An 11,501-nucleotide genomic window follows, 5' to 3' on the forward strand; every position below is an offset into this window, starting at 1 on the left:
TACCTACTCGCCGGGCAGCAGCCCTACGCCAACGGCTTTGCCAGCCGCATCTACCTAGTGCGCACCAATGCCGTGGGCGACACGCTGTGGACCAAACGCGTCTCGCCGCCTTATGCGCTATTACCAACTCTTTCAGGGGCGGTGGCCGACGCCAATGGCAACCTGTTGTTAACCGGTTACGAAAACGGAAGAGGCAACCAGACGGGCTTTGCTGTAAAGATAAATTCTTCCGGCGACACGCTCTGGACTCGCACTTACCGTCCCTTGCTTCAATTGGGTGCTACCGGTCAAAGTTCGGCTCAACCGGCAGTCATTGCAGCAGATGGTCACTATTTGTTCTTACGAATTGACAGCGACTACTTAACGGGACCTCCCTATGTTGTTTCAACGGTAAATCTGTATAAGGTTAATAGCGCAACAGGGAGCGTCATGTGGTCGTTTAATCTCAGCAATTTTTTGACAACTTCGGGCCTGGACCTGCCAAACAGATTATATAGCGACCCCACGGTTTCGGCGAGCAGTGTCACAATGCTCATCGAAGGAACATTAGGAGGAAATACCAATGGGGTAAAAGGATATTTACTATTCAATGCTGCTAACGGAACATTGGTGCAGTTTAAAAGGCGCGATGGACTTTATGCCTTGGATAACTACCCAACCGCCGCAGTAGAACGCGATGGCAACATCGCCATGGGCCGTCGGCAGAGCCTGACCAAAATCACGCCCACCGGCGACACCATTTGGCGCACGGTGGCGCCCAACCGCTACGCCAACCGCAGCTGGGATGCGCGTGCCATTGTGGAAGACGCGCAGGGCAGCCTGCTGCTGGTGGGCGACTCTGAGCTTCAGACCGGCGGGGCGGGCGGCAGCAGCAACCAGATTCACCTGGTGCGCTTCACCGGCGCCGGGCGCCTGGTGAGCGACACCATGCTGTTTCGGGCCGGCGACAATTACGCCCGCTCGGCGCTGCTGGCGCCCAACGGGCGCGGCCTCGTGTTTAGCGGCTACACCACGGCCGGCCCGCGGGGCGGCTCCGACCTGCTGCTGGGGCTCTACGACGGCTTCCGGCCGCTGGCCGCCGCGCCGGCCAGCGCGACGGCGGCCCCGCTGCAGGCCTACCCCAACCCCGTGAGCGGGCCCGCTGCCCGGGCCACCGTGGCGCTGCCGGCGGCCACGGCGGGCGGGCGGCTGGTGCTCCACGACGGGCTGGGCCGCTACCTAGGCGCCCAGCCCGTGGCCCCCGGCGCTCGGCAGGCCACCGTGGAGCTGGCCGGGCGCCCGCCCGGCCTCTACCTGCTGCGCTACGAGCAGGCCGACGGCCGCCGCTACCTCGTGCGCCTGCTGCGCGAGTGAGGCAGGTGCTGGTACCGGCTCCCGAACAGCAACGCCCCGCCGGCTTCGGCGGGGCGTTTTCGTTGCATTCGGAATGAGGCCGAGGGAAAGCAGGTGCCGGCCTGCTACTGCAGCCACGGCAGCCACCCGCGGCCCTGCCAGTGCAGCCAGCCCCAAATCACCGCATCAAACACCAGCAAAAAGCCACCTTGCAGCCCCAGCGAGCGGCCAAAGCCCAGCAGGCGGGCCGAGTGGGGTTCGTCGGGCAGGGCGGCGCGGGCGCGCAGGTAGTAGCCGGCCATCACGTAGGCCACATCCAGGCCGGCATTAAAGAGGAAAAGGTTTTCGTTGAAGAGCTGGGCCTGCACCACGTCGGCCAGGCGCAGGCCGGCCGGTGCGGTGGGCTGCAGGTGGTAGATGCCCCAGGCGGCCAGCAGGCCGTTCACCAGCGCCCAGCCCACGTTCATGCCGTGGAAGTAGTAAGCGGGCCGGCGCTTGTCGGCGCGCGAAAGGAAATGGCCGCTCACCAGCAGGTTGAGCAGCACCCAAGCGGCCAGCACAGCCAGGCCCCGGCCCAGCAGGGCCTCGCGGGCCTGGTGCACGGCCGCCACATCGAGCGCAAGAAACATAGGGGGCTACAGCAAATGAGAAACCCAGGCCGGCGCCAAGGCCGCTAGTGCTTAAAGCCGAGGCCCAGGTACACCTGAAACACCTGGTTGCGGATGTTGTTGTCGGCCACGGTGGCGCCGGACTTGCTGTTGTACTGCAGCACGGTGCCGTCTTTGTAGATTTTGCCCAGGCTCCAGTCGAAGCGGGCGCCCAGCTTGGCAAAGCCCAGGCGGGCTTCGGCGCCGGCAATGGCGCCGTAGTCGAGGCTGTTGTAGCCCCGGTCGGAAATGCTCACGGTGGCGTCGCCGTCGCGCACGTTGGTGAGCAGCGACACCTGCGGGCCCACGTGAATGCTGAGGGTTTCGGTGAGGTTGCCCACAAACAGGATGGGCAACTCCAGGTAGTCGAGGCGGGTGTCGCGGGTGGCGGTGCCCAGGTAGTCGGTGCGGTAGCCTTTGCGCGAGTACAGCAGCTCCACCATCAGCGAGGCGAAGTTGTTGAAGCCAAACTGCCCGTACACGCCAGCGTGGAAATCCTTGAGATTGTCGCGGTTGGTGAATAAATCGGCGCCCGCGCCCTGGATGCTGGCCAGGTTGTAGCCGCCCTTGATGCCGAAGCCGGTGTTGCGCGACTCGGTGCCGTCGCTGGCGGCGTAATCGGTGGAGGAGCCCACGCCGGGGCCCTGCTGGGCGCGCACGGCGGGCGCGGCCGCCAGGGCCAGCGCAAGTACGAATAAGGCTTTTTTCATGACAAGTAGAAGGTAAAATGGCCTCATAGCAAACGGCCGTTTGCGCCCAAAGTTGCCCGTGCGGCCGGCCCCATCACCAAAAAAGGAGGTTCCTCCCGGAACCTCCTTTTTTGGCAAGCCAAACGCAAAGCAGCCGCAGGGCCTTATTGCGTGAAGCCGAAGCCCAAGTACACCTGGAACACGTTGTTGTACACCTTGGCGTCTTTGACAATCTTGGTCAGGCCCAGGTTGTAGCGGGCGCCCAGACGGGCCGGGCCGAGGCGGTATTCCAAGCCGCCCACGCCCGACAGGTCGAAGCTCTTGAAGCCGTTGTCGTTGATGTCGAGGTCTTTGCCGCCCGACACCACCTTGGTCAGCACCGAAGCCTGCGGGCCGATGTGGAAGCTGAAGGCGTCGGTGATGTTGCCCACGTAGAGCACCGGCACCGACAGATAGTCCAGTCGCAGGTTGTCGACGCCGTCGGTGAACTTGGTGCCTTGGCGCGAGTACAGCGCTTCTACCTGAATGGAAGAGAAGTCGTTGAACCCGAACTGCCCGTAAAGGCCCGCGTGGAAGGTGTTGGAGCTGCTGCGGCCCGAGCCGGCGTCGTCGCCGTACACGTTGGCCAGGTTATAGCCGCCCTTTACGCCGAAGCCGGTGTTGCCCGATTCGGTGGTGGCGCCGCCGGTGTAGTCCTTCGAGGAAAGCGCGCCGCCCGGCGCTGCCTGGGCAAAAGCAGCCGGTGCAGAGGCCACGGCGAGCAGCAGAAACAGAAAAAGCTTTTTCATGAGTGAAAGAAAGGGGTAAGGGAAAGCAAAAGCTCGGGAAGATGACTATTCCCGCTTGCCCCTATACTTTACCGGGCCCAGAAAGTTGCCGAGGCTGGGCAGTCCGGCCAAAAAAATGGCCGCCCGGTGTGCGGCGCCGGTCGCCGGGCCTTACCTTTGGGGCAGCGCCGCCCACCGGGCGGGCTTATTCCGGGGTGTTAGCTCAGTTGGTTCAGAGCGCCACCCTGACACGGTGGAGGTCGATGGTTCGAGCCCATTACGCCTCACAAAAGCCCTTGCTGCAATGCGCAGTGAGGGCTTTTTTATGGATTGGCCTCACCTCGTTCGTCTTTACACAGAATCAATCCCCCCGCATCAGCTGCTTGGGAGAAGACATGAACTGCTTGAGTAAAAAAGGGCAGGATTGACTTTCCGGAAGGAAAACTGACCGTGTAGAGGTGCTTCGTCCTCAAATTTTCGGGCAAGTATTTGCTGAAAACAGATGGTGCGAAAAAGCGCATCAGTTAGCTACAGCAGCCTTCGGCAGTTTGTACTTCGGAGGGCAACCCTTGATGCTCCTCCACACTTCGCTGCTTTGCCAACGCACCACGCGCGAGGGGGCCGGCCCCCAGGTGCCCAGCGTGTGCTACCGTGTTTCAAGGTTGGGGTCACGAGGGCTTCGTTGTCAGGGGCCATGGCAGCGTTCCCAACCGCTCGGTTTCCAGTTTCACGCTTCGGAGCTAGGCCCGGCCCACCGGGAACACCTTGCAGATGGTGGAGAAACCCGGGCAGCGCGCTACTTTCATTCATGATGAAACTACGACTTGGAATGATTGGCGGGGGCCAGGGCGCGTTTATTGGAGGCGTGCACCGCATGGCGGCCCGGCTCGATGGGCTCTACGAGCTCACGGCCGGAGCCTTTAGCAGCAACCCCGCTAGCTCGCGGGCCACGGGCGTGCTGCTGGGCCTGGCCCCCGGCCGCGTGTACTCGTCTTATACCGACCTCATGGTTCAGGAAAGCCAGCGGCCCGAGGCCGAGCGGGTGCAGGTTATCAGCATCGTGACGCCGAACCACCTGCACTTTGCTCCCGCCAAGCTGGCCCTGGAGCACGGATTCCACGTTATTCTGGACAAGCCGATGACCTTCTCCCTGGCCGAAGCCCGGGAGCTGGCGCGGGTGGTGGCCGCTTCCGGCAAGCGCTTCTGCCTCACGCACACCTACACCGGCTACCCCATGGTGAAGGAAGCCCGGCAGCTCATCCGGGCCGGCCGGTTGGGCCGCCTGCGCAAGCTGTACGTGGAGTATCCGCAGGGCTGGCTGAGCGAGTTCGCCGAAGGCGAAGCCGGCAACAAGCAAGCCGCCTGGCGCACCGACCCCGCCCGCAGCGGCCTGGCCGGGGCCATGGGCGACATCGGCACCCACGCCTTCAACCTGCTCGAATACGTGGGCGGCCTGCCGGTGGAGCAGCTCTGCGCCGACCTCAATACCGTGGTGCCGGGCCGCCGGCTCGACGACGACGGCGCCGTGCTGCTGAAGCTGGCGGGCGGAGCCAGCGCGGTGCTCCTGGCCACGCAGGTAGCGGCCGGCGAGGAAAACAACGTGCGCATCCGGGCCTACGGGGAGCTCGGGGGGCTGGAATGGCAGCAGGCCGACGCCAACACGCTGCTGCTGAAACCGCTGCACGGCCCGGCCGAAATCTGGCGCACGGGGGGCGGCTACCTCAGTTCCTTCGCGCAGCACAGCACCCGCACGCCCGCCGGCCACCCCGAGGGCTACCTCGAAGCCTTTGCCAACCTTTACCGCAATTTCGCGCTGGCCATCTGGGCCGACCTTGAAGGCCGGACGCCCGCGCCGGAAGTGCTCGATTATCCGGGCATTGCGGATGGCGTGCGGGGCATGGCCTTCATCGAAAACGTCATTGCCTCGGGCCGTTCCGATAAGAAGTGGACCGATTTTACCGTCTAGCCGCTCATGAAAACCATCAAAGGCCCCGCCATTTTCCTGGCTCAGTTCATTAGCGACGAGGCTCCGTTCAATAGCCTTGAAAGCATCTGTGCCTGGGCCGCCAGTCTGGGATTTAAAGGCGTGCAGCTGCCCACGCTAGACAGTCGGTTTATCGACCTGCAAAAAGCCGCCGAAAGCCAAACCTACGCCGATGAAATCAAGGGCATCGTGCACGCGGCCGGGCTGGAAATCACGGAGCTGTCCACGCATTTGCAGGGGCAGCTCGTGGCCGTCAACCCGGTGTACGACCAGCTTTTCGACGGCTTTGCGCCCGCGGCGTACCGCAACAACCCACCGGCCCGCCAGGAATGGGCCGTGCAGCAGCTCAAGTACGCAGCGCAGGCGTCGAAGAACTTAGGCTTGAACGCCCACGCCACCTTCAGCGGGGGGCTGCTCTGGCCCATGGTGTACCCGTGGCCCCAGCGCCCGGCCGGCCTGGTAGAAGCCGGCTTTACGGAGCTGGCCCGGCGCTGGACGCCCATTCTGAACGTGTTTGATGCGTGCGGGGTGGACTTGTGCTACGAGGTGCACCCCGGCGAGGACCTGCACGACGGCAGCAGCTATGAGTTGTTTCTGGAGAAAGTGGGCCAGCACCCGCGCGCCTGCCTGCTCTACGACCCTTCGCATTTCGTGCTGCAATGCCTCGACTACCTGGCCTACCTCGACATCTACCACGACCGCATCCGGATGTTCCACGTCAAGGACGCGGAGTTTAACCCCACGGGCCGGCAGGGCGTGTACGGCGGCTACCAGAACTGGATGGACCGGGCCGGCCGCTTTCGCTCGCTCGGCGACGGGCAGGTCGATTTCAAAGCTGTTTTCAGCAAGATGGCGCAGTACGACTTCCCCGGCTGGGCCGTGCTGGAGTGGGAATGCGCCCTCAAGCACCCCGAGGACGGCGCCCGCGAAGGCGCCGCATTCATCCGCGACCACATCATCCGGGTCACCGATAAGGCCTTCGACGACTTCGCCGCATCCGGCCGCGATGCCGCGCTAAACGACACGGTTTTGGGTATCTAGCCCTGCCCACGCGGAGGTGAGGACGCTGGCGGGCCTGATGTGGCGGCTACTACACCTCGTAGAATTCCAGCGGCAAGCCGTCGGGGTCGGCAAAGAAGGTGAAGCGCCGGCCCGTCAGGTCGTCGACGCGCATGGGCTCGCAGGGCACCGCGTGTTGCTCCAGCCACTGCATGGCGGCCGGCAGGTCGGCCACGGCGAAGGCGAGGTGGCGCAGGCCAGCGGCTTCGGGGTAGCTGGGGCGCGGCGGCGGGCTAGGGAAGGAGAACAGTTCGATGAGGTAGTGGCCCCGCACGGCCAGGTCCAACTTATAAGAGTCGCGCTCAACTCGGTGGGTTTCGGCCAGCACCTCTAGCCCCAGAATAGTGGTGTAAAAGTGCTTCGAAACGGCGTAATCGGCGCAGATGATGGCGACGTGGTGCAAGCCAAGGATGGGGGACATAGGGCCGGGAAGGTGGTGTAGGAAGGCTCAAAGAACCACCTTGGTCGGCGCTTATCCGAATAGGAACAGAAAAATTCAGTCAGCACGACGTTCTGGTTTTAGCCGAATCCAAACACGCCCTACGCCGGAATGGCTGAGTGGGTAAGACGGGTTTCGATGGACGACTATTCTGCTGTGTATATTTGAAAGGTTGCGCCTTCCATCCCACCCTGGGCCCAATCTTTATATCCTTGTGATTACAAAACTATTTTCTCGCGCCTCCGCGTGCCTGGCGCCTGTTTTTCTGTTGTTGAGTGCCTGCAGCGGGCCCGCGGCGCGCCCGTCGTACCGCATCGGATTTTCGCAGTGCAGCACCGGCGGCACTTGGCGGCAAGCGGTGCTCGCCGGCATGGAGCGGGAACTGAGTTTCCATCCCGAAATGCAGCTGCGCATGCTCGACGCGCACGACAACAGCCAGCGGCAGCAGGAGCAAATTCGGGAATTGGTACGCGGCGGCATCGACCTGCTCATCGTGTCGCCCCAAGAGGCGGGGCCCGTGACGCCGGCCGTGGAAGAAGCCTACCAGCGCGGCATTCCGGTGGTGCTGCTCGACCGGCGCATTACCTCCGAGCAATACACTGCTTTTGTGGGCGGCAACAACCTCGAAGTGGGGCAGACGGCGGCGCGCTACGCGGCGCGCTTGTTAAAAGAGCACGGGAATGTGTTGGAAATTCTGGGCGGCGTGAATGCCTCGACCACGGCCAACCGGCACCTGGGCTTTGCACAGGGCCTGGCGGCGTTTCCCAACATGCATTTGGCCGCGCAGGTGCATGGCAATTGGGACCGCACCGCCTTGCAGCCCTTGCTCACGGCGGCGCTGAAAGCCCATCCGGAGGTGTCGGTCATTTTTGCGCACAACGATGAAATGGGGCTTGGCGCGGCGGCGGTGTTGCGGAAGCTCGGTCTTACCAAAAAGGTGCGCATTATCGGCGTAGATGGGCTGCAGCCGGGCTTAGTGCAACAGCGGGCGCTCACGGCCTCGCTGCTATACCCGCCGGCCGGCGAGGACGCCATCCGCACGGCCGTAAAAATTCTCGCCCAGCAGCCCTTCAAGCGGGAAACCATTTTGGGTACGATGGTCATCGACTCGACCAACGCGGTGACCATGCGGCAGCAGATTGATAAGATGGTGAGCCAGCAGCGCGACATTGAGCGGCAGCAGGGCCTGATGCAGCACCTGCTGGCCACTTACGCTACGCAGCAAACAGCGCTGTACGGGCTGCTGGCCTCGCTGCTGGGGGCGCTGGCGCTGGGCGCGGTGGCTTGGCGCTCGGCCCGCAAAAACCGCCAGATTAACCGCCAGCTGGCCTTGCAAAACGCCGAGAACGACAAAATCAACCGCGAGCTGGCCAGCCGCAACGCCGAGTACGACCGCATCAACCACGAGCTGATTAGGCAGAACGAGGAAAACGACCGCATCAACCGGCAGCTGCTGCAGCAGAACGAGGAAATCAGCGCCCAGCGCAACCAATTGGAAGTGCTGGCCGAGCAGTCGCGCGCCGACACCGAAGCCAAGCTGCGCTTCTTCACCAACTTCTCGCACGAACTGCGCACCCCGCTTACCCTCATCATGGGGCCGGTGGAAGAACTGCTCACCAGCGGCCCCGACCTGACGGGCAGCCAGCGGCAGGACCTGACCCTGGTGCGCCGCAACACCCAGCGGCTGCTGCAACTGGTGAACCAACTGCTGGATTTTCGGAAAATTGAAGTCGGGAAAATGGCCGTGCGCGCCACGGAGGGCGACTTGGTGGCCTTCGTGCGCGAGATTGTGGAAGTGTTTGAAAAGCCGGCCCGCCTGCGCGGCGTGGACCTGCGCCTGCTGAGCGCGGAACCGAAATTAACCGCGTGGTTCGACGGCAACTTGCTGGACAAGGTGTTCTTCAACCTGTTGTCGAACGCCGTCAAATTCACGCCCGACCAGGGCACCATTACCATCAGCGTGCAGCCGGCCGACGGCGGCCGGGCCCTGCAGGTGAGCATCGCCGACACGGGCCGCGGCATCAGCGAGCAGGACCAGGCCCACATCTTCGAGTGGTTTTACCAAGGCAGCCAAGGAACCGTGGCCAAAGGCTCGGGCATTGGTCTGGCGCTGGCGCACGGGCTGGTGCGCCTGCACCAAGGACAGCTGACGTTCAGTAGCTTGCCGGGCCGGGGCAGCATCTTCACCGTGACAGTGCCACGGGAGCTGCCAGCAGAGTTGCGCGCCGATAACCCCGCCGATAACAGCACAGAGCTCTCGGCGGCCGTGCTAAACGCGTCCGAAGAGGTTTTGCTTGACTTCGGCCCGGAAGCAACGGCGGCTGCCAAGGCGGAAAGCGACACGCTGGTGCTCGTCATCGAAGACAACCAGGAAGTAAACGAATTTCTGACCCGCAAGCTGGGCGGCAATTTCCGGGTGCAAAGCGCCGCCGATGGCCACACGGGCTTCCGGCTGGCCACCGAGTTGATTCCGGACCTGGTAGTGTGCGACGTGATGATGCCCGGCCTCAGCGGCCTGGAAGTGGTGGCCCAGCTACGGGCCGACTGGCGCACCTCGCACATCCCGGTGGTGCTGCTCACGGCCCGCGGCGCCGCCGAGCAGCAGGTGGAAGGCGTGCAGGCCGGGGCCGACCTCTACCTCACCAAACCCTTCAACCCGACCTTTCTGCTCGAAAGCGTGCGCACCCTGCTGGCCAACCGCGCCCGCCAGCGCGCCCACTTCCGCCGCGAGTTCCGGCTAGACGAAGCCGCGCCCACGCCCGACCAGAAATTCGTGGCCGACCTCACCGCCACCGTCCAAACCCACTTGAGCGACACCAACCTCGGCGTGGAAGACGTGGCCCGCTACCTGGGCCTGACGCGCATGCAGCTCTACCGCAAGGTGAAAGCCGTGCTGGGCACCGGGGTCATCGAATTCATCCAAGGCCAGCGCCTGGACAAGGCCGGCGAACTGCTGCTCGACGACTCGCGCTCCATCACGGACGTCGCGTATGAGCTGGGCTTTTCCACGCCGTCGTACTTCTCCAGCAGCTTCCGGGCGCGCTACCAGCTGTCGCCCTCGGAGTACCGCACCCGGCATGTGCCGCATTTGAAGGGGTAGCGAGGGCAAGCCCCGCCGGATATGACCCCGTCCTTACATCGTTCGGACAATAAAACCGCACTAAAAGGATTGTGACAGACGTGCACTAAAAATGAAACCGAGCCCTCACGGGGCTCGGTTTTTTATTTTTTATCCTTTTCATTTTCAGGCAACAATGGAAAAAGCATCAGGTGAACACGCGCTGTTAAAAATGAGAAAGGGTGCCTGGTTTTAGGCACTGAACTTTGCATTGCTTCGGCTCAAATGGACTGTTTACAACTCCTGTTTTTATGATGCGCAAATTGCTGGTTCGGTGCGGAGTGGCGGTCTTGGTTGTGGGCTTGGGGACGGTTGAGGCCCGCGCGCAGCAGGGCGGCCGTCCGGCGTTTATTCTGCTCGACGGCGCCCAGATGGCCGCTTACAAAGCGGCTTATCAGAAAGGCAGCCCGGCCGAGACCAAACAGGTGCAGGCCGCCGTGGCCGATGCCCAAAAGGCCCTGACGCACGGCCCGTACACCATCGTCGACAAAACGCAGACGCCCCCCACCGGCAACAAGCACGACTACATGTCGCAGGCGCCCTACAGCTGGCCCGACCCCACCAAGCCCGACGGCAAGCCCTACATCAACCGCGACGGCCTGCGCAACCCCGAAGCGGCTGCTTTCACCGACGAGGACCACATGCTGGACATGACCAGCGACGTGAAAAAGCTGGCCGTGGCCTACTACTTCACCGGTGAGGAGAAGTACGCGGTGCAGGCCGCCAGGCAGTTGCGCGGGTTTTTCCTGGACCCGGCCACGCGCATGAACCCCAACCTGAACTTTGCGCAGGCCATTCCGGGCCTGTACACGGGCCGCTGCTACGGCATGATTGAAACCCGCAACCTCGTGGAAATTCCCGATGCGCTGGCCTTGATGAGCGCCAGCAAAAGCATTGACACCAAGCTGGTGAGCGGCTTGCAGGACTGGTTCCGGCAGTTTACCGCCTGGGCCCAGACCAGCCCGCTGGGCTCGGCCGAAGGCAAGGTGGAAAACAACCACGGCACTTTTTGGGACTCGGAGGTAGTGGATTTTGCCCTCTTCACCGGCGACGAAGCCCTGGCCCGCAAGGTGCTCGAAACCCAGACCAAGGCGCGCATTGCTACGCAGTTGCAGCCCGACGGCGCGCAGCCCCTGGAGCTGGCCCGCACCCGCCCCTGGAACTACGTGACCATGAACATGCTGGGCTGGGTGCGCTTGGCCCGGCTGGGCGAAAAAGTCAACGTCGACCTCTGGAACTACGCCTTGCCCGACGGCCGCGGCCTGCACGCCGGCGTGGCCTGGCTGAAGCCCTATTTACTGAAAGAGAAACAAATGGAACGCGCCGACGTGGCGCCCATCAGCAACCACACCGCGTTGCTGCTCTACGACAAGGCTGGCCAACATTACCCTGATTTGGCCGCCGACAAGGTCTTTGCGCTGTATCCGGACAACGTGCGGCGCCCCTGGACCTTGTAGCGAAGCGGC

General features: G+C 63.3%; 9 protein-coding genes and 1 tRNA gene. 6 read left to right on the forward strand and 4 right to left on the reverse strand.

Features of this window, described 5'->3' with window-relative positions; genetic code table 11:
* Positions 1–642 precede the first annotated feature (642 nt).
* Entirely contained in the window at positions 643–1,353 is a 711-nt protein-coding gene (locus JAO73_RS06745; protein ID WP_198976330.1) for a hypothetical protein, read from the forward strand.
* A gap of 104 nt (positions 1,354–1,457) precedes the next feature.
* Here JAO73_RS06745 and JAO73_RS06750 read toward each other — a convergent pair whose 3' ends face one another.
* The 3 genes from JAO73_RS06750 to JAO73_RS06760 form a co-directional block, all read right to left on the reverse strand.
* Positions 1,458–1,961: a DUF6992 family protein gene (locus JAO73_RS06750; protein WP_198976331.1), complete on the reverse strand. Its 504-nt coding sequence runs from the start codon at positions 1,959–1,961 to the stop codon at positions 1,458–1,460.
* Between the two features lie 44 nt (positions 1,962–2,005).
* Positions 2,006–2,689: a porin family protein gene (locus tag JAO73_RS06755; RefSeq protein ID WP_198976332.1), complete on the reverse strand. Its 684-nt coding sequence runs from the start codon at positions 2,687–2,689 to the stop codon at positions 2,006–2,008.
* A gap of 143 nt (positions 2,690–2,832) precedes the next feature.
* Positions 2,833–3,456, reverse strand: coding sequence for an outer membrane beta-barrel protein (locus JAO73_RS06760; protein ID WP_198976333.1), 624 nt, complete (start codon positions 3,454–3,456; stop codon positions 2,833–2,835).
* Positions 3,457–3,647: 191 nt separating this feature from the next.
* Between JAO73_RS06760 and JAO73_RS06765 the strand changes: the two genes are divergently transcribed.
* From JAO73_RS06765 to JAO73_RS06775, 3 genes are all read left to right on the forward strand, one after another.
* Positions 3,648–3,722 (forward strand) — tRNA-Val (locus JAO73_RS06765).
* Between the two features lie 521 nt (positions 3,723–4,243).
* The gene (locus JAO73_RS06770; protein ID WP_198976334.1) at positions 4,244–5,401 is read left to right on the forward strand and encodes a Gfo/Idh/MocA family protein; all 1,158 of its coding nucleotides are present in this window, start codon (positions 4,244–4,246) and stop codon (positions 5,399–5,401) included.
* A gap of 6 nt (positions 5,402–5,407) precedes the next feature.
* On the forward strand, positions 5,408–6,460 hold the full coding sequence (locus JAO73_RS06775; protein ID WP_198976335.1) for a sugar phosphate isomerase/epimerase family protein: 1,053 nt from the start codon (positions 5,408–5,410) through the stop codon (positions 6,458–6,460).
* 49 nt (positions 6,461–6,509) lie between these two features.
* On the opposite strand, the gene gloA2 is transcribed toward JAO73_RS06775, so the two are convergent.
* Positions 6,510–6,899 (reverse strand): SMU1112c/YaeR family gloxylase I-like metalloprotein, encoded by a 390-nt coding sequence (gene gloA2 / locus JAO73_RS06780; protein WP_198976336.1) that lies wholly within the window; start codon positions 6,897–6,899, stop codon positions 6,510–6,512.
* 289 nt (positions 6,900–7,188) lie between these two features.
* On the opposite strand from gloA2, the gene JAO73_RS06785 reads away from it, so the two are divergent.
* The gene (locus tag JAO73_RS06785; RefSeq protein ID WP_198976337.1) at positions 7,189–10,017 is read left to right on the forward strand and encodes a substrate-binding domain-containing protein; all 2,829 of its coding nucleotides are present in this window, start codon (positions 7,189–7,191) and stop codon (positions 10,015–10,017) included.
* Positions 10,018–10,316: 299 nt separating this feature from the next.
* A complete protein-coding gene (locus JAO73_RS06790) occupies positions 10,317–11,492 on the forward strand; it encodes an alginate lyase family protein (RefSeq protein ID WP_198976338.1) in 1,176 nt (391 codons plus the stop codon).
* Positions 11,493–11,501: the final 9 nt, after the last annotated feature.

Source organism: Hymenobacter miniatus, assembly GCF_016427455.1.
GTDB lineage: Bacteria > Bacteroidota > Bacteroidia > Cytophagales > Hymenobacteraceae > Hymenobacter > Hymenobacter armeniacus.